The following is a 25,591-nucleotide window of genomic DNA, read 5'->3' on the forward strand; positions in this document are numbered from 1 at the left end:
GAGACGCGACCCGTGCTGAAGAAGAAACCGGTCCCGGCCCCGTCGGCCTCCTGGGGGGCGTGTCCGTGGCCGGACGCGATCCTGCCGCTGCCCCTCGACGCGCAGTTCCGCCCCGTCGACGAGCGCCGGCTCGGCCAGGTCGCCGCCGGGCAATTGCCGGCCTGCCGGGCTCTGTTCGTGGCGCCCGCGGCCTCCGAGCTGCACCCCGACCTCATGGCGCATCTCACGGCCGCGATGGCGGCGCGGCCCGATATCGGCATCTTCTACGGCGACGACGCCGTGGTGGACGGCGCGGGGCAAGTCCGGAGCGTCCATTGCAAGCCGGCCTTCAACCCGGCCCTGCTGATGGCCGACGACTATATCGGCTTCCCGCTCCTGATCCGCGCCTCGGTCCTGACGGGAATCGGCCCCGAATTCGGCCTGCGCCACGGCAGCGCCGCCTGGTTCCGGTTCCTGCTCGGGGCGATCTCCGCGGGGATCGGGATCGACCGCATCCCCGAGACGCTGATCGCCTCGCCGCTGGAGCGCCCGAAGGCGACCCGCACGGCCCGCGGCCACGCCCTGGACCGCTGGTTCGAGACGACCGGCGTGCCCCTGCGCGCGATCCCGGGGCTGACGCCCGACACGCTGGAGATCCGCCGGAGCCTCGACGCGCGGCCGGCCGTCACCCTCGTGGTGCCAACCAACCAGAGCCGTCCGAAGGACGATGACGGCCGGGCGCTGGACGGTGCCAAGCCGCACGTGATCAACCTCCTCGACAGCCTCGGCCGCAGCACCTACCCGGCCGACCGGATCCATGTGCTGATCGGCGACGATACGGACAACGACGCGATCTACCGCGGCCGCAACGACCGCTTCCGGGTGACCCGCCTGCTCACGACCCGGGCGCCGGGGGAGCCGTTCAACTACGCCGCCAAGATGAACCTGCTCTGGCGGGCCGCCGAGACCGACCTCGTCATCCTGATGAACGACGACCTGGTGGTGCGCCGGCCGGGCTGGATCGAGGCGCTCCTGACCTTCGCCCTGGACCGCGGCGTCGGCGGCGTCGGCGGCCGGCTGCTGTTCCCGAACGGCAGGCTCCAGCACGCCGGCATGACCGGCGGCATCTTCGATGTCTTCGCCCATCCCTGGTACAACCGGGATGCGGCCGAGCCGACCTATGGCGACTGGGCGCTCACCCAGCGCGACTGTTCGGCGGTGACCGGCGCGCTCTTCGCAACGCGCAAGGCGGTGCTGGAGGCGGTCAACGGGTTCGACGCGGATTTCGCCCTCGATTTCAACGACGTCGACCTCTGCCTGAAGCTGCGCCAGCTCGGCTACCGGATCGTCTACACGCCGTTCGCCGAGATGGCGCATCACGAGAGCGCCTCGCGGCAGGCGAGCTTCGCCCCGGGCCCGCAGATCGCGCGCTTCCTGCGCCGCTGGCACGACGTGCTGGCGGAGGATCCGGCCTACAGCCCGCAGCTGCGTACCGATATCGACGTGGTCGCCCCCCGGGCCGAGGCGACGCGCTGGATCACGGAGCGCCGGGCGGAGGCGGCGGCCTGACCGATGCTCTCTGAGTGACGAGGCGCACGGATGCACGCAACGGCCAAACCCGCGCCTCTCCCTCCCCCCTCCGCGGGGGAGGGTGGCCCCCGAAGGGGGTCGGGAGAGGGGAGCGACGATTCAGAAAAGGGCTGTGCGCTTCAAACCGGCTCTGCCCTGTTCGGAAGCCGGTTCCCCTCCTGCGGGACGACGTCCCGGCCCGACCCCTGCTGAGCCAGGGGCCACCCGCCCCCGCAGAGGGGGGAGGGCGGGCGCCCGGCGGCTCCGGACTGCCCCATCCCTCGACCGGACGATGCTTCCGAACGGCACGCATCTGCACCGGCGTGTCGCCCCCTACAGCCCGTCCCCCCGCATCAGCCGCGGCCGCGAGCCGCGGGCGGCGGCGGCCTCGCCGATGAAGAACCGCTTGAGCCCCGGCAGCCGGTCCACGATGCCGAGGCCGAGGTCGCGGGCGATCCGCAGCGGCAGCGCGTCGTTCGAGAACAGCCGGTTCAGCCCATCGGTGGCCGCCGCCATGGCGAAGCTGTCGAAGCGCCGGGCGCGCTCGTAGGCGCGCAGCACGTCGGGACCGCCGGGGTCGAGGCCGAGGCGCAGCGCACCGGTCACCGCCTCGGCCAGCGCGGCGGCATCGGCGAGGCCGAGATTGAGTCCCTGCCCGGCGATCGGATGGATCACGTGGGCGGCGTCGCCCAGCAGGGCGAGGCGCTCGGCGCGGTAGGCCCGGGCGAGCCCGAAGGCCAGCGGGTGCCGGCTCGGCCCGTGTTCCAGCGCGAGGGCCCCGAGATCCAGGGTGAAGCGGCGCTCGATCTCGGCCAGCACCTCGTCGGGCTCCCCCGACAGCAGGGCGTCGGCTTCGTCGGACCGTTCGGTCCAGACGATGGAGGAGCGATGGCCCAGCGTCCCGCCGTCCCGCAGCGGCAGGATCGCGAAGGGGCCCGAGGGCAGGAAATGCTCGACCGCGCGTCCCCCGTGCGGCCGGGCATGGCCGATGGTCGCCACGATGCCGACCTGCGGGTAGGACCAGCCGACCCAGCCGATCCGCGCCGCCTCCCGCAGGCGCGAGCGCGCGCCGTCGGCGGCCACCAGCAGGTCGCCCCGCAGGCTGTCGCCGGTCGTCAGCGCCGCGCGGATCGCCGCGCCGTCCGGCACCGCGCGCTCGACCCCCGCGGTGACGAAGCCCACCCCCGTGGCCCGGCAGGCCTCCGCCAGGGCCGCGGCCAGCGGCTCGGCCTCGACCATATGGGCGAAGGGCGCGCCGTCGTCCCGGTCGTCCCCCGCCTCCCGGCCGAAGGTCAGGAAGGTGGGCCGCACCGGGTCGGCCAGGCGGCTGTCGCTGATCACCATCTCGGTGATCGGCTCGGCCGCGACCGAGACCCGGTCCCAGACGCCGAGCCGCTCCAGCATCCGTCGGCCGCCCGCCGCCACCGCGTAGGCGCGGCCGCGGTGCCGGGCCGGGTCGGCGGCCCCCGGATCGATCACCGTCACGGCCAAAGCCGGGCCGTGGGCCTGCTTGAGGGCCAGCGCCAGGGCGAGGCTGGGCAGGCCGCCGCCGGCGATCAGGAGGCTGCGGCTTCCGGGGCGGGGCGTCTCGGCCGTCATGGGGCGGATCTCCGGTGTGCATCCCGCGGGCGGGACGCGTGGATTGGTTCGTCCGAAAGGCCTATGTCGCACGCGCGCAACGAACGGAAACCCCGCGGGTCATGACCGACGCCAACACCGACGCGATGACCGATGCCGTCGCAGAGCTGATCGCCATCCTCGACCTGGAGCGGCTGGAGACCGACCTGTTCCGCGGTCAGAACCCGAAGACCGGCTGGCGGCGGGTCTTCGGTGGCCAGGTGGTGGCGCAGGCGCTGGTCGCCGCCACCCGCACGGTGCCGGACGACCGCCCGGTTCATTCGCTCCACGCCTACTTCATGCTGCCCGGCGATCCCCGCACGCCCATCGTGTACGAGGTCGAGCGCATCCGCGACGGCCGGAGTTTCACCACCCGCCGGGTCAAGGCGATCCAGCGCGGGCGGGCGATCTTCGCCACCACGGTCTCCTATCAGGTGACGGAGGACGGTTTCGTCCACCAGCCGGCGATGCCCGCGGTGGCGGGGCCGGAGGGGCTCCTCGACGGCCAGGCCCTCGCGGCGGCCGGCGGCAGCGGCATGCCGGAGGCGATCGCCGCCTATTTCGGCCGGGCGCGGCCGATCGCCCTGCGTCCCGTCGACCTGAACCGGTACGTCCCCGCCGGGGGGGGCGGACGACCGCCCGAGCCGGTGTTCAACGTCTGGCTGCGCGCCGCTGCCGCCCTGCCGGACGATCCGGCCCTGCACCGGGCCGTGCTGGCCTACGCCTCCGACATGACCCTGCTCGACGTGTCGCTGATCCCGCACGGGCGTTCGGTCTTCGACCCCACCATCCAGGCGGCGAGCCTCGACCACGCGCTCTGGTTCCACCGGCCGGTCAGGATCGACGATTGGCTGCTCTATGCGCAGGACAGCCCGGTGGCGGGCGGCGCCCGGGGCTTCGCCCGCGGCCAGATCTTCGACCGGGCCGGAAATCTCGTGGCCTCGGTCGCGCAGGAGGGGCTTATCCGTCCCCACGCGGATTAAGACGCCGCCTCGCCCGTGTCCGCCAACGACACGGAATCATGCACGCACGTGGGGCAAATTGCCCGCTCGATGTGCATTTCGGCGCCGGCGGGTGCGCGTGATCTGATCCGCGGCGGCTAATCCATGGGCAGAATTGGCCGGGGCGGAAAGGTTCCCGGCCAAGCTTGCGTGGCATAGTCCTTGAATGGCGACGTTCAACCGCGGGCCATCCCGAGCCTGCGGACGACCCCGGCCGGGTCGTCGCGCGGATCGGGCGTCGGCAACGGTTCCCACGGACTGCGAAGGGGGCGTCGCCCATGAAAATCGTGATGGCCATCATCAAGCCGTTCAAGCTCGAGGAGGTGCGCGACGCGCTCACCGGAATCGGCGTCCACGGCCTGACGGTGACGGAGGTGAAGGGGTACGGCCGGCAGAAGGGCCATACCGAGATCTACCGCGGCGCCGAATATGCCGTGAGCTTCCTGCCCAAGCTGAAGATCGAGGTCGCCGTCGCCTCGGATCTGACCTCGAGCGTCATCGACGCCATCGCGGGGGCCGCCCGCACCGGCCAGATCGGCGACGGCAAGATCTTCGTGATGCCGCTGGAGAAGGCGGTGCGCATCCGGACCGGCGAGACCGACGCCGACGCCCTCTGATCCGCGGCCCGGCGCGCCCGGGCCCGCAGACCCCCGACTTCCTTGAAACGATACGAATCACGACCGGGAGCCACGTGCCCATGAAACTTCGTCACGCCCTCATGCTCGGCTTGGGAGGGGCGGCCATCGCCGCCATCCTGATCGAGCCGTCCCTCGCACAGACGCCGACACCCGAAGCCGCGGCGCCGCCGCCGTCCCCGATCCCCAACAAGGGCGACACGGCCTGGATGCTGATCTCCTCGGCCCTGGTGCTGATGATGAGCGTCCCCGGCCTGGCCCTGTTCTACGGCGGCCTCGTGCGCACCAAGAACATGCTCTCGGTCCTGACCCAGGTCTTCGCCATCGTGGCGATCGTCGGCCTGCTGTGGGTGTTCTACGGCTACAGCCTCGCCTTCACCAACGGCGCCGGCATCAACGACTTCGTCGGCGGATTCTCGAAGGCGTTCCTGAAGGGCGTCGACCCGAACTCCACCGTGGCGACCTTCTCCAACGGCGTCGTGATCCCCGAATACGTCTACATCTGCTTCCAGATGACGTTCGCGATGATCACTCCGGCGCTGATCGTCGGCGCCTTCGCCGAGCGGATGAAGTTCTCGGCGCTGGTGGTGTTCATGATCCTCTGGGTCACGCTCATCTACTTCCCGATGGCCCACATGGTCTGGTACTGGGGCGGCCCGGATGCCGTCGGCAACGCCGCCAAGGCGCTGGCCGCCGCCACCGACGATGCCTCGAAGGCGACCGCGCAGGCGGCCCTCGACGCCGTCAACAAGGATGCCGGCTTCCTCTTCCAGAAGGGCGCCCTCGACTTCGCCGGCGGCACCGTGGTGCACATTAACGCCGGGATCGCGGGCTTCGTCGGATGCCTGATGCTCGGCAAGCGGATCGGCTACGGCCGCGACCTGCTCGCCCCGCACTCGCTGACCATGACGATGATCGGCGCCTCGCTGCTCTGGGTCGGCTGGTTTGGCTTCAACGCCGGCTCGAACCTCGAGTCCAACGGTACGACCGCGCTGGCGATGCTCAACACCTTCGTGGCGACCTGCGCGGCCGCGGTGGCGTGGCTGTTCGCCGAGTGGGCGCTCAAGGGCAAGCCGTCGCTGCTCGGCATGGTCTCGGGGGCGATCGCCGGCCTCGTGGCCGTCACCCCGGCCTCGGGCTTCGCCGGCCCGATGGGCTCGATCGTGCTCGGCCTCGTCGCCGGCGTGGTCTGCTTCGTGATGTGCTCCACGGTGAAGAACGCCATCGGCTACGACGACTCGCTCGACGTGTTCGGCGTGCACTGCGTCGGCGGCATCCTGGGCGCCCTGGCGACGGGCATCCTGGTCGATCCGAACCTCGGTGGCGTCGGCATCCCGGACTACTCCACCAAGCCGGGCGAGATGGTGGTCGGCGCCTACGACATGATGAGCCAGTTCATCGTGCAGGCCGAAGCGGTCGGCCTGACCCTGCTGTGGTCGGGCGTCGGCTCGGCGATCCTCTACAAGCTGGTCGACCTGACCATCGGCCTGCGGGTGACGCAGGAGGAGGAGCGCGAGGGCCTCGACATCGCCGATCACGGCGAGCGCGCCTACAACTACTGAGAGCGACCGGCGCGGCCCTGCGGGGCCGCGTCCTCTAGAGAAGAAACCCCGGCTCCGCGTGGGCCGGGGTTTTTTGTTTGGGGAGGCACGTGCTTGACCGTACGATCGCGGTGCGGCCGATCCTTCAGCGCACGCGCCAGGATACGCCGCCTTCGTCGAACAGGCTCTCAGAATGCCTTCGGAAGGCCGGCCTGCTTCAGAACGCCGTTTGCCGTATGACGGGATTTGATGCTGCCATCGACGACGACCTTGCGGCCGGTCTCCGCGTGCTGCCAGATCTCATGGTCGCCGCGACCCATGCGGAAGAATCGGTAACCGCTGGCACGGGGCAGTTTCTAGAGATCGGGCGTATAATCGGTCACGCCGCCCCGACGCGCACACGATCATGCGCGTGGGCGATGAGGTCAACGTCGAGATCCCCGTCCTGCAGGTCTTCCAGCAGATCTTGAATCATCCCCGGGAGCTTGCGCCTGAGTCCGTCAAGCGACTCGGCTTCCGTAGCGAGGCCCGGGACGTCACTTTCGGAGACGTACCAGACCGCCGCGTCCGGATCCCAGGCACAGCGGACGACGGCGTGGCGTGTCATGGCGAGGTTCCTGAAGCGCGCCCAGGCATCGCGCGAACCGAGGGGCGCGACAAGACCCTCTCGAATACGGGGTCGCGTATCCGCGGCCCCGGTTGGCACGCCAAAGCGAACGGTCCTACGCCGCCTTGCTCAGCGCCGCCTTCTCCTCGGCGAAGGCCCAGTCGAGCCAGGGCGTCAGCGCTTCGAGATCCACCGTCTCCACCGTGGCGCCGCACCAGATCCGCAGGCCCGCCGGGGCGTCGCGGTAGGCGCCGATGTCGAGGGCGACGCCCTCCCGGTCGAGGCGCTCGACCATCCCGGCCGCGAAGGCCGAGACCGCCGCGTCGCCCCGGGCGAGCACGTCCGGATCGGCCATCACCAGGCAGACGCCGGTGTTCGAGTAGGTCGCCGGATCGACCGCCAGCGGTGCGATCCAGGGCGTGCGCGCCACCCAATCGTAGATGATTTTGGCATTCGCGTCCGCCCGGGCGTGGAGCGCCGGCAGGCCGCCGATCCGCACCGCCCAGTCGAGGGTGTCGACGTAATCCTCGACCGCCAGCATGGACGGCGTGTTGATCGTGTCGCCCTTGAAGATGCCCTCGATCAGCTTCCCATCCTTGGTGAGGCGGAAGACCTTCGGCAGCGGCCAGGCCGGCGTGTGGCTCTCCAGGCGCGCGACCGCCCGGGGCGAGAGCACCAGCATGCCGTGTGCCGCCTCGCCGCCCATCACCTTCTGCCAGGAGAAGGTGACGACATCGAGCTTGTCCCAGGGCAGCGGCTGCGCGAAGGCCGCCGAGGTGGCATCACAGATCGTCAGCCCGGCACGGTCGGCGGCGATCCAGTCGCCGTCGGGCACCTTCACGCCGGCCGCGGTGCCGTTCCAGGTGAAGACCACGTCGCTGCCTTGCGTGTCGATCGCCGCGAGATCCGGAAGGACGCCGTAGGGCGTCTGGTGGATGCGCGGATCGATCTTGAGCTGCTTCAGCGCGTCGGTGACCCACTCCTTGCCGAAGGCCTCCCAGGCGGCGACCTCGACCGGCCTCGGCCCCAGCATCGTCCACATCGCCATCTCGACGGCGCCGGTGTCCGAGGCCGGCACGATCCCGATGCGGTAATCGGCCGGCACCTGCAGGACCGACCGCGTCAGGCCGATGGCCCGGCCGAGCTTGGCCTTGCCGAGGGCCGAGCGATGCGAGCGGCCGAGGGCGGCGTCGGCGAGGGCGGCGGGGGTCCAGCCGGGGCGCTTGGCGCAGGGGCCGGAGGAGAAATGGGGCACGCGCGGGCGCTGCGCGGGGCGGCTGGTCATCGCAATCCATCCTTGCAGGGGATGCTCCGCGGCGGGGCGGCGCCTCCCGCGCTCGCGCATGCGCCCAAAGCGTCTGTCTTGCAAGCGCCCGCCGGGCCAGCGATCTTCGCTGCCTGCCCCCGGCCGGGACTCTCCGCGGACAGGCGTGGAACCGTCGATTAAGCCACGGGCATTAGCCTTAACAGCGTGCCGTGTTGTGTTCGAGGTACGCCCATGTCCATCCACAGCGCCGCGATACTGGCGGTCTGGTCTGCTCTGCTTGTGGTTATTGGAGCCTTAACGGCCCATGTCGCGCTTCCGACCCATCTCCGGCGGCCGCTGCGCCAGCCGCTGCGGCGCGATCCGCTGGATCACGATCGCGACGGCCCGGTGATCGACCTCGAAGTGGCCTGATCCGGCGCGCCGGTGCCGCGCAGGTCCGGGCGCCGCTCGGCGGTGATGCGCTCGGCCTCCGCCCGCCGCCAGCGGGCGATGGCGCCGTGGTTGCCCCCGGACAGCACGTCGGGGATCGGCCGGCCCTCCCAGTCCCGGGGCCGCGTATAGTGCGGGTATTCGAGGAGCCCGCCCTCGAAGCTCTCCTCGACGCCGGATGCGACCTTGCCCATCACCCCGGGCAGGAGCCGGACGCAGGCGTCGAGGACCACCAGGGCGGCGATCTCGCCCCCCGAGAGCACGTAATCGCCGATCGAGACCTCCTCCAGGCCGCGCCCGGCGATGACGCGCTCGTCGACCCCCTCGAACCGGCCGCAGACGATCAGCGCCCCCGGCCCCGCGGCGAGGTCGCGCACGCGCGCCTGGGTCAGCGGCCGGCCGCGGGGGGACATCAGCAGGCGCGGGCGCGGGTCGTCGGCCGGGCTCGCGGCGTCGATGGCGGCGGCCAGCACGTCGCAGCGCAGCACCATGCCGGCGCCCCCGCCGGCGGGCGTATCGTCCACCGCCCGGTGGCGGCCGAGTCCGTGCTCGCGGATGTTGCGGGCCTCCAGGCTCCAGGTGCCCCGGGCGAGCGCGTCGCCCGAGAGCGAGACGCCGAGGGGCCCGGGGAACATCTCCGGGTAGAGGGTCAGGATCGTGGCCCGCCAGGGCGTGTCCGCGCGCGTCATGGCGCTTGATCGCGCGCGGGGTGCGGCACGGTCAACGGCCCGGGCACCGATCCGCGCGCGGTGGGTTGTCGGCGATGATGCGCGTGGCGGCCCTTCTCTCCCTCGTCCTCGCCGGACCGGCCCTCGCGGCCGGACCGCTGGCTCCTCCAGGCGCGCCCGCGGGGGCGTTCCCGAAGCCCGACCGGCCGGTGGCCGAGATCGTGGCGCCCCGCTGGTCCGCGGAGGCCGAGCGCGACAAGGCGGGCGAGTTCGATCAGGTCGCCAGGGGAATGGGCATCGTGCCCGGCGAGACGGTGGCGGATATCGGTGCCGGCAGCGGCTACTACGTGGTCCGGCTGAGCCCCCGGGTCGGCCCGGGCGGCCGCGTGCTCGCCGAGGATGTCACCCCGGAGTACCTCGCCGCCCTGGAAACCCGGGTGAAGGATCTGTCCAACGTCACCGTGGTGCAGGGCGAGCCGCACGATCCGCGCCTGCCCCCGAACGCCGTCGACGCGGCGATCCTCGTGCATATGTACCACGAGATCACCCAGCCCTTCGGCCTGCTCCACAACCTCGCTTCGGCGATGCGCCCGGGCGGTCGCGTCGGCATCGTGGACGCCGACGACATCCCCTCCCGCCACGGCACACCGCCGGCGCTCCTGCGCTGCGAGCTCAAGGCCGCGGGCTACCGGGAGACCGGCTTCCACCCGCTGAAGGGCGGAGCCTACCTCGCGGTGTTCGCCGCACCCGCGCCCGAGCAGCGGCCGGCGCCGGAGGCGATCCACCCCTGCCGGGACGGGGCGACCCGGCGGTAACGCCGGCGAGTCGGCGCGGACCTTCACGGTTTCTCAGCCCAAGGTTGTCAGCATCGCGGCTCGTCGCCCACGCTGCAGGCCACCGCATGCTTCTCGGACTCTGGCTCGATCAACCGCTCTGGGCGATCTTCGCGGTGCTGGCCCTGTCGTTCGGCCTCCTCAGCGCGCTCCTGTACGGGCTGTCGCATCTGCGCAGGACGCGTCCGATGATGCGCCGCCTCGGCGCCGGCATGGTGCCGACCTACTTCACCGCGCTCGCGACCCTGCTGGCCCTGCTCACGGGCTTCGTGGCCAACGATGCCTGGGAGCGCCAGCGCTCGGCCGCCCGCGCCCTCCAGGCCGAACGCGCCGACGCCCTGGCGCTCTACGATCTCAGCCTCGCCTCGGCCTCCGACATGCGCAACATCCGGGCGGCCCTCGTCGGCTATCTCGACGCGGTGATCGAGCGGGAATGGCCGCGGATGAGCGAGGGCGGCTATGCCCCGGAGGCCGGGGTCGGCTTGCGGCGGCTCCTGGAGGCGGTGTCCGACCCGAAGATCACCGCGGAGGCGGGCGCGCCCACCCACACGGCGCTGGTCGGCGCCGCCATGGCCCTGCGGGGCGATCGCGGCGAACGGCTGGCGCTCAGCCAGACCGCCAGCGACGGAACCAAGTGGCTGACCCTCCTGATCCTGGCGGCGCTGACCCTGGTGGCCCTCGGGCTCGTCCACACGGAGCACCCGGCCGCCCAGGCGACGGTGCTGACGACCTTCTCGCTGGCGATGGTGACCACCCTCGGCCTGATCGCCCTGCACGAGCGCCCCTTCGATGGGCCGCTGGCGATGACCGCCGAACCGTTGGTAATCGCCCGGGCCGCGGTGGCGGCGCCGTAGGGCATCCCTCCGGTTCGGCCGAGGGAAAACCATCCCCCTCGTCCTGACGAGCCGGAGCGAAGCAGAGGCCTCGAATGCTCAGCCCGGATCGTCGGTCGGCTTCACCCCCGGCGGCACGAACAGATCCTCCGGCGCCAGCACGGTGACGCGGCGCTGCGCCACGTCGAGGTGCGGCACGAAGGCCTTCGTGAACGGCAGCAGCGCCGTGGGGCCTCCGCCGGGGGGGCGCAGTTCGAGCAGATCGCCGCCGCCGTAATTCGGCACGGCCACGATCGTGCCGATCTCCGTCCCAGCCTCGTCCACGGCCGTGGCGCCGATCAGGTCGGCGGCGTAGACCTCGTCGTCCCCGGGGGCAGCGAGCCGATCGCGGGGGACGAACAGGGCGAGGCGGTTCAACGCCTCCGCGGCGCTGCGGCCGGAGACACCGGTCACCCGGGCGATCAGCATGTCGGGCGAGGAGCCCGGCGCGAGGCGCACCTCGGCGAGCGACAGGCTGCGCCCATCCGCCGTCATCAGGGCGCCGTAGCCGGCGATCGCCAGCGGGTCGGCGGTGTAGGATTTGAGGCGGACCTCGCCGTTGAGCCCGTGCGCCCGCCCGAACTCGCCCAGCAGGACGAGGCTCGGGTCGGGCGGCGGGGCCGGCTTCGGGGCCGGCGCTTTGGGCGAGGTCGCGGCGTCGGGCGCGATGGCGCCGACGGCCGCGCGGCCGCGGCGGCCGCCGTCGCGGGGGGAGGGACCTGCGGGGCGGCGCGCCATGATGCGGCCCTTAAGCGGCAGCGTCCTCGGCGGGGGCGGCGGCCTTCTCGGCGCGCTTGGCGGCGCGCTCCTTGGCCTTGTCGCCGGGCTCGGCCTTCTGCGGGTTGTTGCGGGTCGGACGCTTGGCGAGGCCGGCCTGGTCGAGGAAGCGCAGGACCCGGTCGGTCGGCTGCGCGCCCTTGGCGAGCCAGCCCTGGATCTTCTCGTTGTCGAGCACGATCCGGGCCGGATCGTCCTTGGCCTTCATCGGGTCGTAGGCGCCGACCTTGTCGATGAAGCGGCCGTCGCGGGGGGCGCGGGCGTCGGCGACGACGATGCGGTAATAGGGGCGCTTCTTGGCGCCGCCGCGGGTGAGGCGGATCTTCAGGGCCATTTTCTTACGACTTTCTCTCGGTGTCGGTCGCCGACTCGTGCGTCGCCGCGATCGACTGGTGGTGCCGGATGACTTCCTTGACCACGAAGGCCAGAAACTTCTCGGCGAAATCGGGGTCGAGCTTGGCCTCGACCGCGAGCGTGCGGAGCCGGGCGACCTGACGGGCCTCCCGGTCCGGATCGGAAGGGGGGATCCCCTTTCGGGCCTTGAGCTCGCCGACCCGCTGCGTGCAGCGAAAACGCTCGGCGAGGAGATGGATCAGCGCCGCATCGAAATTGTCGATGCTGTCGCGCAGGCGCGCGAGTTCGGGATCGACGGCCTGCGCCGCGAGCACGTTCATTTCTTCTTCCCGGGCATGAACCCGCCGAGACCCGGAAGCTTCGGACCGCCCAGGCCCGGAAGCCCCGGCATCTTGGGCATCCCGCCCCCGCCCAGGCCCGGCGGCATCGGCGGCAGCTTGCCGCCGAACTGCTTCTCGATCTGCGCGATCTGCTCCGGCGTCGGCTCCGGCATACCAGGGGGAAGGCCGGGCATGCCGCCGCCCATGCCGCCCCCGCCCAGGCCGAACATCGAGCCCAGCGCCTGCCCGATCCCGCGCTTGCCGGAACCCATCGCCTTCATCATGTCGGCCATGGTCCGGTGCATCTTCAGGAGCTTGTTGATCTCCGAGACGTCGACCCCCGACCCCGCCGCGATGCGCTTCTTGCGGCTGTTCTTGAGGAGATCGGGGTTCTTCCGCTCCTGCGGGGTCATCGACGAGATGATGGCGCGCTGGCGCTTGAACATCTTCTCGTCGAGGTTGGCGCCCTCGACCTGCTTCTTGATCGCGCCCATGCCGGGCAGCATGCCCATCAGGCCGCCGATGCCGCCCATCTTCTCCATCTGGCCGAGCTGCATGGAGAGATCCTCCAGGTCGAACTTGCCCTTGCGCATCTTCTCCGCGGTGCGGAGCGCCTGCTCGTGGTCGATGGTCTCGGCGGCCTTCTCGACGAGGGAGACGATGTCGCCCATGCCGAGGATACGGTTGGCCACCCGGGCCGGGTGGAACTCCTCCAGCGCGTCGACCTTCTCGCCGACGCCGACGAGCTTGATCGGCTTGCCGGTGACGGCGCGCATCGACAGGGCCGCGCCGCCGCGGGAATCGCCGTCCATGCGGGTCAGCACGATGCCGGTGACGCCGAGCCGCTCGTCGAAGGCCCGGGCGGTGTTGACCGCGTCCTGGCCGGTGAGGGCGTCGGCGACGAGCAGCACCTCATGGGGTCTCGTGGCGGCCTTCACCTCGGCGGCCTCGGCCATCAGGGCCTCGTCCACCGTGGTGCGGCCGGCGGTGTCGAGCATCACGACGTCGAAGCCGCCGAGCCGCGCGGCATCCAGGGCGCGCTTGGCGATCTGCACCGCCGACTGGCCGGCGATGATCGGAAGGCTCTCGACGCCCACTTGCTTTGCCAGCACCGCCAGCTGCTCCATGGCGGCCGGGCGGCGGGTGTCGAGGGAGGCGAGCAGCACCTTGCGCTTCTCACGCTCGGTGAGCCGCCGGGCGATCTTGGCGGTGGTGGTGGTCTTGCCCGAACCCTGGAGGCCGACCATCAGGATCGGCACCGGGGCGGGGGCGTTGAGGTCCAGGGTCTCGGCGTCGGTGCCGAGCATGGCCACGAGCTCGTCGTTGACGATCTTCACGACCATCTGGCCGGGCGTCACCGACTTGAGCACGACGGCGCCGACCGCCTTCTCACGCACCTTGTCGGTGAAGCCGCGCACCACTTCGAGGGCGACGTCCGCCTCCAGCAGGGCGCGGCGCACCTCGCGCATGGCGGCGGTGACGTCGACCTCGGTGAGCGCACCCCGGCGGGTGAGCCCGGAGAGGATGCCGGAGAGGCGGTCGGACAGGCCTTCGAACATGCTCTGGACCCGCGCTTACTGTTCGAGCCCGGCGCGCTCGACGCGGCGCGCCTGGAGGGCGGCCTCGAAGCTGCGCAGGGCGCCGGCGAACTTGTCCCGGCACTCCGGGTTGCAGAAGCCGACCACGGCGCCCTTGTAGAGGGTGAGCGAGTCGGCCGAGATCGGCTTGCCCGACCACGGGCAGGTCTCGTTGATCGCGTCCTCGATGGTCAGCGCTTCAGTCAACGCTTGCTGGTCTCGCGTCATGCGGGTGCCTCGGCCGGCGGGTCCCGGCGCGGCGGATCGGCCAACGCCCATCGCGCCCGAGGGCGCACACGCGCTGTCGGGCGTTGACCTCCAGTCTCGCGGGACCGGTCGGCTTGGCTTCGGTCGATCTGCTACGGATCGGGAGGGCGGGGCGTAGCCGCGCCGGCACGGAAAGTCAATTTCCTGCGCCGTGGCGGCGCGATCGAGGTCGGCCAAGCGCGTTGCCTTTACCGATCGTTAAGCATGTTCGGATTGTCATCGGGGCCTCTTCGCTCAGGACGCCGCCGATGTCGGAACCCGCCCGCTCCCTGCCGCCGATCGAGGCCGGTGGCCGTCCCGCGCCCGGCCCGCTGCGGGACTGGCTCTCGGCGATGAAGACGCACAGCCCGGCCGAGCCGCGGCTGGAGGAGCTCCGCCCGGACGCGAAGGCCGGGCGCGACACTTCCGATACCACGTGGTCGCCCCGGTTCGTCGCCCCGTCCGGGCCGGATGCGGCGGCCGAGGATGCCGACATCTCCGAGCTGATGGCCGAGAACCTGATGCTGAAGGCGAAGCTCCGTCTGGAGGCCGAGCATCAGGACGAGCTCCAGGCGATCCTCGCGGAGGAGATCCGGGTTCTGCGCGCGCACATCCAGGAGGAGATCGGCTCCCTCGACGATCTGCGGGCCGAGCAGGCGGAGATCCGCGCCGAGCGGGAGCGGTTCCACGCCGAGCGCGAGGCCATGAAGGCCGAGCGTGAACGGACTTCGGCCGAGCGCCTCGCCCTGGTCGGCGAGCGCGATGCCCTGCGCGAGGAGCGCGACCTGTGGCGCGCCCGGACCGAGGCGCTGGCCCAGCCGCTGTTCCAGCTTCAGAAGCGCTGACGCGACCCTCGGACAGGACCCTGAAACATCGAAGGGCCACCCGCGAGGGTGGCCCTTCCATTGCCGAACCGTGCCGTCCGGCGGAACTGTCCCGAGATCGGGTCTCTGACGCGTCTTAGAGCGACGCGCCGGAGGCGACGGTCCAGGTCCGATGAGCCGAGACACACGGCTGATGACAATGAGACACTGGATCACCTCCTTTCGTTCGTTGCGGGTGAAGCGAAGGTAGGCGGCCCGGGCCGGCTTGTGAAGCCCCGGGGCTGCGCCCGTTTGTCCTCCCCGGGGGCGCGCTTTCCCGCCCCGCCGGCCGGGCGTATGACGGGTGCCCCGTGGTCAGCCCGAACCCCTTTGAACGCCCCCTTCACCAACCCGCCGCGTCCCGCAGACGAGGCCGCCCTCGACCCCGACGCGATGCGCCAGCCGCTCGGGAACGCGTGGTACTGCGTCGGCCAGGCCCGCGGCCTCGGCCCGCCGGGCAGCAAGACCGGCCTCCGCGCCGTGGAACTGAACGGCGAACAGATCGTGCTGGGCCGCGCCCCCGACGGGACCGCGTTCGCGCTCCGCGACCGCTGCCCGCATCGCGGCATGGCCCTGTCCAAGGGCCGCTTCGACGGCGATACGCTGATGTGCCCGTTCCACGGCTGGCGCTTCGGCACGGATGGGCGCTGCCGCGACGTGCCGACCCTGTCGGAACACGACGCCGCCGACTTCTCCCGCATCCAGGTCCAGCGCTTTCCGGTGCGTGAGAGCGCCGGCTTCCTCTGGGTCAATCCGCATACGGGACCGGACGGCGGGGACGTGCCGGCCGTGCCGGACCTGGATTTCGCGCCGGCGGGCGCTCTGGTGGTGGAACTCGTGGTCGAAGCCTCCTTCGATCTCACGACCCTGAGCTTGGTGGATCCGGGGCACGTGGCCTTCGTCCACGATTCCTGGTGGTTCCGGCCCTCGAAGCAGCTCCGCGAGAAGGTGAAGACCTTCCAGCCGGTGCCCCACGGCTTCGTCATGACCAGCCACGCCACCACGACGAGTTCGCCGGTCTACCGCCTGCTCGGCGGCGTACCGGAGGTCGAGATCGAGTTCCGCCTGCCGGGCGTGCGCCTGGAGCGGATCCGTGCCGGTGCGAAGCGTGTCGCCAACTACACCTTCGCGACGCCGCTGACGCCGGACCGGACGCTGCTCACCAACGCCCTCTACTGGAGCATGCCGGCCCTGAACCTGCTCAGGCCGGTCGCCCGCCCGCTGATGCGCCAGTTCCTGACCCAGGATCAGCAGGTGCTCCAGCACGCGCAGGACGGCCTCGACCGCAAGCCCACGATGGTGCTGTTCGGCCAGGGCGACCTGCCCTCGCAATGGTACTTCCGCCTGAAGCGCGAGGCGCTGGAATCGGCCCGGGACGGGCGCGCGTTCGCCAATCCGCTGGAGCGACGGGAGTTGCGCTGGCGCTCGTGAGCGTGGCACCTCAGGATGAGGGCGCGGGCTGGAGACTCGTTCTGGCTGTGACGATGGTTTCAGGCGTTCTTCGTCTGTAGGCCGGTCGGCCGTTAAAACCGTCCATCCCCGAAATTAAGTGCTCGTTAACCATAGCTAGAGCAATGATTGCGAAGCATTACCTCTTCTCGAGACGCTTCGGGCCGATGCCTCGCTTCTTCATAGATCTTCACGACGGCTCCCAGCCGATCCGCGACGAGGTCGGCTTCGAGCTCCCGGACCTTCCGGCCGCCCGTGCCAAGGTCACCCGGATCATGTCGGCGATCGCCCGCGACATGCTGCCGGATGTCGAGCGCCAGGATTACGTGGCCTGCGTGCGCGACGGCGTCGGCAAGGTGGTCTATCGGGCGCGGCTCTCGCTCGCCGCCGAGGCCGTCGACTGACCGTCGCCGCGGCCCGGACAGGCCCTGAGGCCCGCCGCCGCAAGGCCGGTGAACTTGACCGGCGCGCGCGACCGGCCATCTCACATCCATGAAACGGCGCAGCCTGCTCACGGTCGCGAGTGCGGCCACGGTGATGACGCTCGGCGGCGTCGGCTATGCCGCCCACCGGCGCGGCAAGAATCCCTATTATCGCGGGCCCGTCTCCGACCATTTCGACGGTCTGCGGTTTTTCCTGCCGGACCAGGCCACCGACAAGTCGCTGCCCGATGTCCTGCGCTGGCAGGCCAAGCGCCAGCGGGAGCCCTGGCCGAAGCGTTTTCCGAGCCCCTATCCGGCGGACCGGCCGCCCGAACGCGTCGCGGGATTGCGGGTCGTGCTGATCGGCCATGCGAGCTACCTCGTTCAGGTCGCCGGACGCAACATCCTGATCGACCCGGTCTTCGCCAAGCGCGCGAGCCCGGTCCGCTTCGCCGGCCCGAAGCGGGTCAACCCGCCGGGCATCGCCCTGTCCGACCTGCCGCCCATCGACGCGGTGCTGATCACCCACAACCACTACGACCATCTCGACGGGCCGGCCCTCGCGCGGATCTGGCAGGCGCACCAGCCGCTGATCGTGGCGCCGCTGGGCAACGACGCGATCCTGCGCGGCTACGACGACACGATGCATGTCGAGACCCGCGACTGGGGTGAGTCGGTCGATCTCGGCGACGGGCTGCAGGTCCACCTGACCCCGGCGAACCATTGGTCGGCCCGGGGCGTGAAGGACCGGCGCATGGCGCTGTGGTGCGCCTTCGTGATCACCTCGTCCCGGGGCATCCACTACCATGTCGGCGATACCGGCTTCGGCGACGGCAGCCTGTTTCGCGACATCCGCGCCCGGTTCGGGGCGCCCCGCCTCGCGACCCTGCCAATCGGCGCCTACGAGCCGCGTTGGTTCATGAAGGCCCAGCACGTGAACCCCGCCGAGGCCGTGGAGGCCCTGGCGCTGCTCGGGGCCGAGCAGGCGCTCGGCCACCATTGGGGCACCTTCCAGCTCACCGACGAGGGCATCGAACGCCCGGCCGAGGCGCTGTCCGCGGCGCTCGAAGCGCAGGGGATCGCCCCCGATCGGTTCCTGGCGCTGAGGCCTGGGCAGGTCTGGGAGGGGTAGGGCGCCGAATACCGACGGCCGCGGCGTTGGGCACGATGCATGCAAGATACCGTATGCAGCCCTGGGCGCGGCGCCCTCGACGGATGGGCGGCGCTTCCGGGCGGCGCGTTCCCCTCTGCCGAGAGACACGATGGATTCGATCAAGCCGACACGCCGCTCGCTGATGGCCGGAGGCGCCGCCCTGGCCGCGTTCGGGGCGCCGGGCCGGGCCGGGGCGCAGGGTGCGGCCCCCGGCAGCCTGACCTACGGCATTTCGATGACCGATCTGCCGCTGACCACCGGCCAGCCCGACCGGGGCGCCGGCGGCTATCAGTTCACCGGCCTGACCCTCTACGACCCCCTGGTCGCCTGGGAACTCGACGTCGCCGACCGGCCGGGCAAGATGGTCCCGGGGCTCGCCACCGCCTGGGAGGCCGATCCGGCGGATCCCAAGGTCTGGACCTTCCACCTGCGCGAGGGCGTGACCTTCCACGACGGCTCGGCCTTCGACGCCGACGCGGTGATCTGGAACTTCGACAAGGTGCTGAACAAGGAGGCGCCGCATTTCGACCAGCGCCAGGCCGCGCAGGTCCGCCCGCGCCTGCCCGGCGTGGCGAGCTACCGGAAGCTCGACCCCAGGACCGTTCAGGTGACCACCAAGGCGCCCGACAGCCTGTTCCCCTACCAGATGCTCTGGTTCCTGATCTCCTCGCCGGCCCAGTACGAGAAGGTCGGCCGCGACTGGGCGAAGTTCGCCTTCGAACCCTCGGGCACCGGGCCGTTCTGCATGGGTCAGCTGGTCCCGCGGGTGCGCCTCGAACTCCTGCCGAACGTCGGATACTGGAACCCGAAGCGGGTGCCGAAGCTCGGCAAGCTCACGCTCAGCTGCGTCCCCGAGGACCTCGCCCGGGTGAACGCGCTCCTGTCCGGCGCGGTCGACCTGATCGAATCGCCGGCCCCCGACGCGGTCCCGCGCCTGAAGGGCGCCGGCATGCGGGTCGTCGGCAACGAGACACCGCATGTCTGGAACTACCATCTCTCGATGCTGGAGGGCTCGCCCTGGCGGGACCTGCGCCTGCGCCGGGCCGCCAACCTCGCCGTCGACCGCGCGGGCGTCGTGGAGTTGATGGGCGGGCTCGCGCAGCCGGCCGTGGGTCAGGTGCAGCAGTCGAGCCCGTGGTTCGGCAAGCCGAGCTTCCAGATCAAGACCGACGTCGATCAGGCGCGCAAGCTCGTCGCGGAGGCGGGCTTCTCGGTGAAGAATCCGGTCAAGACCACGATCCTGATCCCGACCGGCGGAACCGGGCAGATGCTGTCCCTGCCGATCAACGAGTTCATCCAGCAGAGCTGGGCGGAGGTCGGGATCCAGGTCGAATTCAAGACGGTGGAGCTGGAGGTGGCCTACACCGCCTGGCGCCAGGGGGCGGCGGATCCAAGCCTCAAGGGCGTCACGGCCGAGAACATCGCCTACGTCACCTCGGACCCGTTCTACGCGATCCTGCGCTTCTACGACTCGAAGCAGATCGCTCCGAACGGCGTGAACTGGAGCCACTATCGCAACCCCGAGGTCGATGCCCTCTGCGACAAGGTGAAGGCCAGCCTCGATACGGACGAGCAGAACAGGCTGCTGGCGCGCATCCACGAGATCGTCGTCGATGACGCGGTCCAGGTCTGGGTGGTGCACGACACCAATCCGCACGCCCTGTCGCCGCGGGTGAAGACCTATGTGCAGGCGCAGCATTGGTTCCAGGATCTCGCGACCCTCGCCTGATCCGATCCCCGACCCGCATTCCGACGATTGTCCAACACATGAGGGGCCGGCAACCGCCGGCCCCTTTCTCATGAAGGATCTATCTTGTCCGTGCCGACGACCTCGGGCCGGCAATTTCGCACTTGCAGCAAAGCGAATCGCGAACTAGGAAGATCGGGCATAATTTTTCGGGAGAATTTGGCAATGACCCTTCGTGTTCTCAGTGGTTTCGCCGCCGCAGCCCTCGCGCTGTCCACCCTTTCGGTTCCGGCCGCGTGGGCCAAGCCCGTGAGCGGCGCCAGCGCCGTGAAGATGATCGACACCGACAGCGACGGCACGGTGGACATGAAGGAAGTCGAGGCGGTGGCCTCCGCGACCTTCGACCGTCTCGAGAAGGATTCCGACGGGACCCTCGACGCCCGTGAGCTGAAGGGTCGCCTGAGCCAGGTCGGCGTGAAGCAGGCCGACCCGGACAGCGACGGCACCCTCGACAAGAAGGAGTACCTCGCTGCGGTCGCCGCGCGCTTCAAGATGGCCGATCCGGACGGCGACGGCACCTTGGACGCCAAGGAGCTGAACACGAAGGCCGGCAAGGCGCTGCTCGCCCTCATCAAGTAACCGCACCGGGTCCCCAACTGGGGTGCCTCCGATCCGAACCCCCGTGGATCCCTCCACGGGGGTTTTTTCGTCGCGGCGCGCCAAACGCGGTCTGTCGGAGGGATACGCCCCCTCTCAGGCGCGGCCCAGACGCACCAGGCCCCAGCCGCGCTCGTGCAGGTAGTACAGTACCGTCTTGGTCAGGGTCTCCGTCGACGCGATGGAACCGGCGATCAGGACATTCCCGGTGAACAGGTAGGACAGCAGCAGCGTGTCGAGGCTTCCGACGACGCGCCAGCTCACGGCCTTGGCGATCGAGCGAAGGCGGGTCTCCCCGGGCGGCGCGGCCGGTCGCGCGCCGGGATCGGGTCGAACCGACTGGTCCTCGGTTGGTGAATCATCGGCCGGCATAGCGATCCCTTCCTGCCCGCCCGGACGCAGCCGCCTGGAGGCGCGGGCCGCCCTGATGGCCCCGACACCTGACGTTCGGCGGCCGGCGATGACAATGGCGCACGCGTGTCGGGGCGTCCGCGGCATTGCGGCGCCGCATCCAACATGGGTGAATGCGGCGCGCCGCGAAACGCTCGACAAACCCGGCCTGCGAGGCAGAAGGGTACGCGCGATGCACCAGCCTTCACGTCGAGATTCCGCGGGCTGCCAGCCCGGATTCTGGGAGACAGTCGCCGGGACGGTGACCGCCAAGGTCGAGCCGGTGATCGGACGGGGCGAGAAGCAGCGCAGTCCGGTGATCGATTACCTGCGTGATCTGGAAGCCCTGGCGCGGCGTCAGTGCGACAACCGCGACACGGTCCAGATCATCGCCTCGGCCCGCCGGCTCCTCGGCGACCGGAGCGAGATCGGTCCGTCGGACGGCCCCTTCGCGCGGACCTGAGCGCGGGGCGGTTCGAACCGGAGCAGGCTACCGGAGCGCGCTGCCGGCGCGCCGGGTCCGCGACCGGAGCAGGAGGATCGTGGCCGCCACCGCCCAGGCTGCGCAGGTCGGCGCCACCCATTGCTGAAGGTTCGGCAGGGCCCAGCCGTACAGGAATTCGGCGCCGAGATGCGCCTGAACGGCGTCCCAGCCCGCGTGCTTGACGTCGTGCTCGCGCTGGCCGGCCTCCCGGCCGTAATAGTAGGTCGAGACCAGGAGCGCAGCGGTGCCCTCCGGCCGGGGCGTCCGCAGCAGGATCAGGGCGGCCGCCATCCCGCCGGTCTCGAGGATGGCCGTCAGGGCGTGGCTTGTCGCCGGATTCGCGACCATGAAGGCGACGAGGGTGCCGAACATAGGCCGCGCTTACACGAAACCAGCCGGGACGTCAGGGACGCCCTGCATCCCGGAGCGCGCCGGGCCGTTGTCCCACCGAGGCGGCGAGGAGCAGGGCGATGGCGGACGTGCAGGATCTCGGACGCTTCGTCACGGCCCAGGACGGCGTCTATCCGCAGGCCCTCGCGGAATTGCGGGCCGGGGAGAAGCGCAGCCACTGGATGTGGTTCATCTTCCCGCAGATCGCTGGCCTGGGTTCGAGCCCGATGGCGCAGCGCTACGCGCTCGGTTCCCTGGCCGAGGCGCGCGCCTATCTCGCGCATCCGGTACTGGGGGTGCGCCTGCGGGACTGCACGAAGGCGGTCAACGCCGTGTCCGGGCGCTCGGCACACGCGATCTTCGGCTCCCCGGACGACGTGAAGTTCCGCTCCAGCCTGACGCTGTTTTCCGCCGCTGCGCCGGACGAGGCCCTCTTCGCCGAGGCGCTGGCCCGGTATTTCGCCGCCGAACCCGATCCGCTGACCCTGGCCAAGCTCGGGACGGGCTGACGCCTCAGCGGCCCCAGAGCCCGACGCGCTCGGCCCGCGCCTGCTCCTCGGCGCCGAGTAGGTCCGGGGGTGCATCCTCCGCGGCCCGGGCCCCGCCCGCCGCCAGGATCAGCCCGGCGAGATCGTCGCCCTCGATCCGGCACCGGGCGCCGGCGGCGTCGGCGGCCCCGGTGCAGACCACCTCGCGCCTTCGCAGGTAGCTCGCGAGCTGGCGGGCGAGATGGCCACGCTCCCCCTCGACGCCGAGGAGGCGCACCGTGCGCCCGCGCAGGGACAGGGTCCCGGTATCGACCACCTCCGGCACGCCCCGGATATCCCCCGCCGCGGCCGGCGCGGGCATGGGCGCCCGGGCCGGCTCGGACCGTTCCGCGGAGGGGCGCGGCTTCCCCTTGGCCAGCTTCTCCGACGCCCGCTGGACGAAGTCGTGGAAGATCCCGGCGGGCATCTCGCCGCCGAACATCCGGTTCATCGGGCTGTCGTCGTCGTTGCCGACCCAGATCCCGACCACGAGATCCGGGCTCATGCCCACGAACCACGCGTCGCGGAAATCCTGGCTCGTGCCGGTCTTGCCACCGATGATCTGGCCCGGCACCCGCGCCGCCCGTCCGGTTCCGGACTCGACCACCGCCTGGAGCGAATCGAGCATTGCCGTGCGCGGCTCCTGGGCGAGGGTTGCCCCGGGTGCGGCGTCGGGCTGGACATAGAGCGGCTGCGGTGCCGCCCCGCGGATCGCCTGGATGGCGAAGGCCTGGAGCGGAGCGCGGCCGGACAGCACCGAACCGTAGGCGCGGGTCATCTCCAGGAGGCTCACGGCGCCCGAGCCGAGGACCAGGCTCGGCACGTTCGGCAGGTCGGACTGGATCCCGAGCTTGCGCGCGGTCGCGATCACCGCCGGGATGCCGACCTCCTGGCCGAGCTGGGCCGCCACCGTGTTGATCGAGAGGGCGAAGGCGGTCCGCAGCGGCACCGGCCCGCGAAAGCGCCCGTCGTCGTTCTCCGGCTCCCAGTCGCCGATCTGCACCGGCCGGTCGACCAGCACGGAGTCGGGCGTGTAGCCCTGCTCGTAGGCGGTGAGGTAGACGAGGAGCTTGAACAGGGAGCCCGGCTGGCGCTTGGCCTGGACGGCGCGGTTGAACTGGCTGTCCTCGTAGTCGCGGCCCCCCACCATGGCGAGGATCGCGCCCTCCTTCGACAGCACCACCATGGCCGCCTGGCCGACCTTGCGGCGGCGCCCGTCCTTGTCGAGGCGCCGGGCGACGACGCCCTCGGCGAGACTCTGGAGGTCGAGGTTCAGGGTCGAGCGGACCGTGAGGTCGCCGTCCTTGCCGGCCAACCGCTTCACGTCGCCGGCGATCATGTCGAGGAAGTAGTTGGTGCCGGGGGGCGCCTCGGGCGGCGTCTTCAGGGTCACGCTCTGGCGCCGCGCCGCGTCGGACTCGCTCTGGGTGATCGCGCCGGTCTCGACCATGGCCTGGAGCACCACGTCGGCCCGCTCCTTGGCGCCGCCGAGGTTGCGCGTCGGGGCGAGCTGCGAGGGCGCGCGCACCAGCCCGGCCAGCATGGCCGATTCCGGGAGGTTCAGGGCCTTGGCCGGTTTGCCGAAGTAGCGCCGGGCCGCCGCGTCGGCCCCGTAGGCCCCGGCGCCGAAATAGGCGGTGTCGAGGTAGCCGAGCAGGATCTCGTCCTTGCTCATGGTCGCCTCGACCCGCAGAGCCAGCAGCGCCTCCTGCGCCTTGCGCCAGAGTGTCTTCTCCTGGTTCAGGGAGGTGAGGCGCGCGTATTGCTGCGTGATCGTCGATCCGCCCTCGCGGACGCCGCCGCCCGCGACGTCGCGCCACGCGGCCCGGATGAGGCCGCGCAGGTCGATGCCCCAGTGGCTGTAGAAACGCCGATCCTCGATCGCCACGATCGCCTGGGCGAGATGTGGCGGCAGGTCGGCCGCGGTGAGTTTCTGGCCCCGGAAGCTGCCGCGGGTGGCGAAGACGCGTCCGTCATCGGCCTCGACCGTGATCGCCCGCTGGCCGCTCTCGATGACGGCCCCGCCGAGTGGCGGCAGGGTCAGGAGGGCGGCGAGCAGGTAGACCGCCAGCGCCAGGACCGGGAGCAGGATCACGGCCGCGGCGGCGATCAGGGCCGGGTGCCGGCGCAGGCGGGAGCGGAGCGGCCGGTCGCCACGGAGAGGTGAGGGGGCGGTGGTCCCGATCGGCTCCGGCGATCGGACCACCGGGCCGGCGCGGCGCCGTCGCTCCAGAAGGCCCCGCGCCCGCACAGAGATCGTGCGCGCCAGGCCGGCGATACCGAGGCCGCCCGCGGCGATCAGGGCCCAGAGGCTGCGCGCGAGGTCGCCGGCGGCGCGGCGGGCCTCCCGGGCCGCCGAGCGCGGGTCCGGCCCGGCATTCGAACCTGACGGGGTCGGCCCGTCGGCCGGGCTGCGCTCCGGCGCATCGGGCATCATCGCATGGGGTTCCGGGGCCGGGCGTTCCGGCCGTGGGTCGGTTCTAGAGCATCGTTCGGAACGGTGACCACCGGCCTTTGGGGAAAAGACGGTGCGCCCGGCCTCACCGCAGCCCGGCCGCGCCGTGCCGGTTTCGCAGCTGAATGGCGAGGATCAGCAGGAGCATACCGAAGGCGAGGCTGTAGCCACCGATCCACCACGTCAGCACCAGGGCCGACATGCCCGGCGCGACGATGAGCGCGATCCCGAACAGGATCGACACGAGGCCGCCCAGGATCAGCCACCAGCGCCCGTAATGGAGATGCAGCCGGAACGCGGCCGCGATCATCAGGCCACCGGTCACCAGCGCCCAGGCGGCGAGCATGAGCACGAAGGCCCAGACGGCGGCGGCCGGCACCAGCGCGGCGGCGACCGCCACCACGATGTCGACCAGCCCCTCCAGGAGCAGGAAGCCCCAGCGCTCGTGACGTTGCGCGGCCCGGACCGCGCCGAGGATGGCGAAGACGCCGTCGGTCAACATGTAGGCGGCGAAGAACAGCACCAGGGAGAGCACGAACGCCCCCGGGGCGGTGAGGGCGAGGGCGCCGAACAGGATCGCCACGACCCCGCGCAGGGCGACGAGCCACCAGTTGCGGGCGAGCGCCGCGCTCATGGCATCGAGACGCGCGACACCCACCAGCGGGATTCCGGTGGGAGAGGTCGCTGTCGGCCCGGGGGAGGGGGTCGGACTGCTGGTCATGGTGGGACTCCGAATCTGCACGGCCTTGAACGGCCGAGATTCCCGCGCAAAACGCCGCATCGCGGCAACCGTTCCTGTGCAGGGCGGCATCGCTGGGGAAC

The 25,591-nt window shown here is 71.2% G+C and carries 29 protein-coding genes; 15 read left to right on the top strand and 14 right to left on the bottom strand.

Annotation, left to right across the window (positions count from 1 at the left end):
* Nucleotides 1–12 precede the first annotated feature (12 nt).
* Nucleotides 13–1,548, top strand: coding sequence for a glycosyltransferase family 2 protein (locus AC3IF1_RS07725; protein ID WP_489216985.1), 1,536 nt, complete (start codon nt 13–15; stop codon nt 1,546–1,548).
* Nucleotides 1,549–1,881: 333 nt separating this feature from the next.
* On the opposite strand, the gene AC3IF1_RS07730 is transcribed toward AC3IF1_RS07725, so the two are convergent.
* Nucleotides 1,882–3,147, bottom strand: a complete 1,266-nt coding sequence (locus tag AC3IF1_RS07730; protein WP_243968407.1) for an FAD-dependent monooxygenase — start codon at nt 3,145–3,147, stop codon at nt 1,882–1,884.
* Between the two features lie 101 nt (nt 3,148–3,248).
* On the opposite strand from AC3IF1_RS07730, the gene tesB reads away from it, so the two are divergent.
* The 3 genes from tesB (at nt 3,249) to AC3IF1_RS07745 (ending at nt 6,363) form a co-directional block, all read left to right on the top strand.
* The gene (gene tesB, locus AC3IF1_RS07735) at nt 3,249–4,148 is read left to right on the top strand and encodes an acyl-CoA thioesterase II (RefSeq protein ID WP_489216988.1); all 900 of its coding nucleotides are present in this window, start codon (nt 3,249–3,251) and stop codon (nt 4,146–4,148) included.
* Between the two features lie 296 nt (nt 4,149–4,444).
* Nucleotides 4,445–4,783 carry a P-II family nitrogen regulator gene (locus tag AC3IF1_RS07740; protein ID WP_010683623.1) on the top strand — a complete coding sequence of 113 codons (339 nt, stop codon included), beginning with the start codon at nt 4,445–4,447 and terminating at the stop codon, nt 4,781–4,783.
* Nucleotides 4,784–4,863: 80 nt separating this feature from the next.
* Entirely contained in the window at nt 4,864–6,363 is a 1,500-nt protein-coding gene (locus AC3IF1_RS07745; protein WP_243968403.1) for an ammonium transporter, read from the top strand.
* Between the two features lie 167 nt (nt 6,364–6,530).
* Here the strand turns inward: AC3IF1_RS07745 and AC3IF1_RS07750 are convergent, their stop codons facing one another.
* From AC3IF1_RS07750 to AC3IF1_RS07760, 3 genes are all read right to left on the bottom strand, one after another.
* Nucleotides 6,531–6,662, bottom strand: a complete 132-nt coding sequence (locus tag AC3IF1_RS07750; protein ID WP_489216991.1) for a type II toxin-antitoxin system HicA family toxin — start codon at nt 6,660–6,662, stop codon at nt 6,531–6,533.
* A gap of 59 nt (nt 6,663–6,721) precedes the next feature.
* Nucleotides 6,722–6,949, bottom strand: coding sequence for a DUF1902 domain-containing protein (locus AC3IF1_RS07755; protein WP_489216993.1), 228 nt, complete (start codon nt 6,947–6,949; stop codon nt 6,722–6,724).
* A 115-nt stretch (nt 6,950–7,064) separates the two neighbouring features.
* Nucleotides 7,065–8,234 carry a phosphoserine transaminase gene (locus tag AC3IF1_RS07760; protein WP_489216995.1) on the bottom strand — a complete coding sequence of 390 codons (1,170 nt, stop codon included), beginning with the start codon at nt 8,232–8,234 and terminating at the stop codon, nt 7,065–7,067.
* A gap of 213 nt (nt 8,235–8,447) precedes the next feature.
* On the opposite strand from AC3IF1_RS07760, the gene AC3IF1_RS07765 reads away from it, so the two are divergent.
* The gene (locus AC3IF1_RS07765) at nt 8,448–8,627 is read left to right on the top strand and encodes a hypothetical protein (RefSeq protein ID WP_489216997.1); all 180 of its coding nucleotides are present in this window, start codon (nt 8,448–8,450) and stop codon (nt 8,625–8,627) included.
* On the opposite strand, the gene trmD is transcribed toward AC3IF1_RS07765, so the two are convergent.
* Complete coding sequence (gene trmD / locus AC3IF1_RS07770) at nt 8,585–9,334, bottom strand: tRNA (guanosine(37)-N1)-methyltransferase TrmD (protein WP_489216999.1); 750 nt, start codon at nt 9,332–9,334, stop codon at nt 8,585–8,587. The genes AC3IF1_RS07765 and trmD overlap by 43 nt on opposite strands.
* 74 nt (nt 9,335–9,408) lie before the next feature.
* Here trmD and AC3IF1_RS07775 point away from each other — a divergent pair, with 74 nt between their 5' ends.
* Nucleotides 9,409–10,128, top strand: coding sequence for a class I SAM-dependent methyltransferase (locus tag AC3IF1_RS07775; RefSeq protein WP_489217001.1), 720 nt, complete (start codon nt 9,409–9,411; stop codon nt 10,126–10,128).
* 86 nt (nt 10,129–10,214) lie between these two features.
* Nucleotides 10,215–11,000 (top strand): bestrophin-like domain, encoded by a 786-nt coding sequence (locus tag AC3IF1_RS07780; RefSeq protein ID WP_489217003.1) that lies wholly within the window; start codon nt 10,215–10,217, stop codon nt 10,998–11,000.
* Nucleotides 11,001–11,078: 78 nt separating this feature from the next.
* Here AC3IF1_RS07780 and rimM read toward each other — a convergent pair whose 3' ends face one another.
* From rimM to AC3IF1_RS07805, 5 genes are read right to left on the bottom strand one after another with little or no spacing between them, the layout of a single operon-like run.
* Nucleotides 11,079–11,756: a ribosome maturation factor RimM gene (gene rimM, locus AC3IF1_RS07785; RefSeq protein WP_489217005.1), complete on the bottom strand. Its 678-nt coding sequence runs from the start codon at nt 11,754–11,756 to the stop codon at nt 11,079–11,081.
* A 10-nt stretch (nt 11,757–11,766) separates the two neighbouring features.
* Nucleotides 11,767–12,129 carry a 30S ribosomal protein S16 gene (gene rpsP, locus AC3IF1_RS07790; protein ID WP_243968389.1) on the bottom strand — a complete coding sequence of 121 codons (363 nt, stop codon included), beginning with the start codon at nt 12,127–12,129 and terminating at the stop codon, nt 11,767–11,769.
* Between the two features lie 4 nt (nt 12,130–12,133).
* Nucleotides 12,134–12,469: a chorismate mutase gene (locus tag AC3IF1_RS07795; RefSeq protein WP_243968388.1), complete on the bottom strand. Its 336-nt coding sequence runs from the start codon at nt 12,467–12,469 to the stop codon at nt 12,134–12,136.
* Nucleotides 12,466–14,028, bottom strand: coding sequence for a signal recognition particle protein (gene ffh / locus AC3IF1_RS07800; protein ID WP_489217008.1), 1,563 nt, complete (start codon nt 14,026–14,028; stop codon nt 12,466–12,468). Before ffh ends, AC3IF1_RS07795 begins: the two co-directional genes overlap by 4 nt.
* Before the next feature lie 15 nt (nt 14,029–14,043).
* On the bottom strand, nt 14,044–14,274 hold the full coding sequence (locus AC3IF1_RS07805) for an eL24 family ribosomal protein (RefSeq protein ID WP_243968385.1): 231 nt from the start codon (nt 14,272–14,274) through the stop codon (nt 14,044–14,046).
* A gap of 287 nt (nt 14,275–14,561) precedes the next feature.
* On the opposite strand from AC3IF1_RS07805, the gene AC3IF1_RS07810 reads away from it, so the two are divergent.
* The 6 genes from AC3IF1_RS07810 (at nt 14,562) to lanM (ending at nt 20,505) form a co-directional block, all read left to right on the top strand.
* Nucleotides 14,562–15,137, top strand: coding sequence for an ATPase (locus tag AC3IF1_RS07810; protein ID WP_489217011.1), 576 nt, complete (start codon nt 14,562–14,564; stop codon nt 15,135–15,137).
* Between the two features lie 411 nt (nt 15,138–15,548).
* The gene (locus AC3IF1_RS07815) at nt 15,549–16,586 is read left to right on the top strand and encodes an aromatic ring-hydroxylating oxygenase subunit alpha (RefSeq protein ID WP_489220348.1); all 1,038 of its coding nucleotides are present in this window, start codon (nt 15,549–15,551) and stop codon (nt 16,584–16,586) included.
* Nucleotides 16,587–16,771: 185 nt separating this feature from the next.
* Complete coding sequence (locus AC3IF1_RS07820) at nt 16,772–17,008, top strand: DUF6894 family protein (RefSeq protein WP_243968382.1); 237 nt, start codon at nt 16,772–16,774, stop codon at nt 17,006–17,008.
* Nucleotides 17,009–17,096: 88 nt separating this feature from the next.
* Entirely contained in the window at nt 17,097–18,158 is a 1,062-nt protein-coding gene (locus AC3IF1_RS07825; RefSeq protein ID WP_489217013.1) for an MBL fold metallo-hydrolase, read from the top strand.
* A gap of 130 nt (nt 18,159–18,288) precedes the next feature.
* Nucleotides 18,289–19,908: an ABC transporter substrate-binding protein gene (locus tag AC3IF1_RS07830; RefSeq protein WP_489217015.1), complete on the top strand. Its 1,620-nt coding sequence runs from the start codon at nt 18,289–18,291 to the stop codon at nt 19,906–19,908.
* A gap of 183 nt (nt 19,909–20,091) precedes the next feature.
* Nucleotides 20,092–20,505, top strand: coding sequence for a lanmodulin LanM (lanM, locus tag AC3IF1_RS07835; RefSeq protein ID WP_243968379.1), 414 nt, complete (start codon nt 20,092–20,094; stop codon nt 20,503–20,505).
* Nucleotides 20,506–20,619: 114 nt separating this feature from the next.
* Here the strand turns inward: lanM and AC3IF1_RS07840 are convergent, their stop codons facing one another.
* The gene (locus AC3IF1_RS07840; protein ID WP_243968378.1) at nt 20,620–20,895 is read right to left on the bottom strand and encodes a DUF2061 domain-containing protein; all 276 of its coding nucleotides are present in this window, start codon (nt 20,893–20,895) and stop codon (nt 20,620–20,622) included.
* Between the two features lie 280 nt (nt 20,896–21,175).
* Between AC3IF1_RS07840 and AC3IF1_RS07845 the strand changes: the two genes are divergently transcribed.
* Nucleotides 21,176–21,376: a hypothetical protein gene (locus AC3IF1_RS07845; protein ID WP_489217018.1), complete on the top strand. Its 201-nt coding sequence runs from the start codon at nt 21,176–21,178 to the stop codon at nt 21,374–21,376.
* A gap of 27 nt (nt 21,377–21,403) precedes the next feature.
* Here AC3IF1_RS07845 and AC3IF1_RS07850 read toward each other — a convergent pair whose 3' ends face one another.
* Entirely contained in the window at nt 21,404–21,769 is a 366-nt protein-coding gene (locus AC3IF1_RS07850; RefSeq protein WP_489217020.1) for a hypothetical protein, read from the bottom strand.
* Nucleotides 21,770–21,867: 98 nt separating this feature from the next.
* Here AC3IF1_RS07850 and AC3IF1_RS07855 point away from each other — a divergent pair, with 98 nt between their 5' ends.
* A complete protein-coding gene (locus tag AC3IF1_RS07855) occupies nt 21,868–22,296 on the top strand; it encodes a DUF1810 domain-containing protein (RefSeq protein WP_489217022.1) in 429 nt (142 codons plus the stop codon).
* A 4-nt stretch (nt 22,297–22,300) separates the two neighbouring features.
* Here the strand turns inward: AC3IF1_RS07855 and AC3IF1_RS07860 are convergent, their stop codons facing one another.
* Together AC3IF1_RS07860 and AC3IF1_RS07865 are read right to left on the bottom strand one after the other, a co-directional pair.
* Nucleotides 22,301–24,751, bottom strand: coding sequence for a PBP1A family penicillin-binding protein (locus AC3IF1_RS07860; RefSeq protein WP_489217024.1), 2,451 nt, complete (start codon nt 24,749–24,751; stop codon nt 22,301–22,303).
* A gap of 103 nt (nt 24,752–24,854) precedes the next feature.
* Nucleotides 24,855–25,490 carry an HdeD family acid-resistance protein gene (locus AC3IF1_RS07865; RefSeq protein ID WP_489217026.1) on the bottom strand — a complete coding sequence of 212 codons (636 nt, stop codon included), beginning with the start codon at nt 25,488–25,490 and terminating at the stop codon, nt 24,855–24,857.
* Nucleotides 25,491–25,591 lie beyond the last annotated feature (101 nt).

Source organism: Methylobacterium sp. E-012 (assembly GCF_057836545.1).